Below are 938 nucleotides of genomic sequence, written 5' to 3' on the forward strand. Positions count from 1 at the left end.
ACATCCTCATAATTTTGTTCACTTCCATATCCTGCATCAGCTACAATGTACTTTGGTAACGAGAAGAACTTCTGTTCAATCGTATTCAGGAAAGGAATAAATGTACGTGTATCTGTCGGATTGGGAAATACATCGTAAGCGAGCGCATATTGACCTTCGGTCGCAAGTTGTACATTATAGCCAGCTTTCAGTTGTCCGTTCTTCATATAATCATCTTTCATTCGCATAAACGTGGCGTCGTGATCGGTCTTTGAATAACTGTTCCGTTCTCCAAATATCTTCATGTCGTTTCGATACTTTTCTTTGCGCTCCAAATAATCCTTCCATCGTTTTAGATATTGTTTTGGCGCTTTACGCTCAGAACGAAGCTTCTTACGTTCGTTTACCTCACTTTCTTCTATTCGCTTGTCGAAGTCTTCTATCTTTTCATCTAGTTTTTTTATGATTGTCTCCATCTCTTTCGTTGAAAGTTCGCCCGAACTTTCCCGATTAATTTCCGGAATAATTTCTTTTTCCAATAATTCATCATACAGTTGATTAGATTTCTCTATCAATTGAGCACTATATTTTTCAATCGACTTACGCCATACAAATGTAAACTTATTGGCATTAGCTTCAATCTTCGTCCCATCAATAAAGATGGCTTCTTCATCAATCAGCTTTTCTTGAACAAGCTGACAGCGAAATTGGATAAAGCATTGGCGTAATAACTCTTTGACCTCTGGATGTACACGAAAACGATTGATTGTACGATAACTTGGCTCATATCCTTGAGCTAGCCACATCATACGTACACTATCTGTAAGTAACGCCTCAATCTTTCTACCTGAAAAAACAGATTGCGTATAAGCACACAAAATAATCTTCATCATCATTCGTGGATGATAGGCTGGACAACCGGTATCACGCAAAAAACGATCAAATGCCTCTTCTGGAAT

Annotated in this window: 1 protein-coding gene; it reads right to left on the minus strand. The window is 38.2% G+C overall.

Annotated features, from left to right (window positions below; all coding sequences use genetic code 11):
* A partial coding sequence (locus tag KI338_RS17490) for a transposase (protein ID WP_212922312.1) occupies positions 1 to 938 on the minus strand: 938 nt, incomplete at both ends.

It is taken from the genome of Ornithinibacillus bavariensis (assembly GCF_018333235.1).
Lineage (GTDB): Bacteria > Bacillota > Bacilli > Bacillales > Amphibacillaceae > Ornithinibacillus > Ornithinibacillus bavariensis.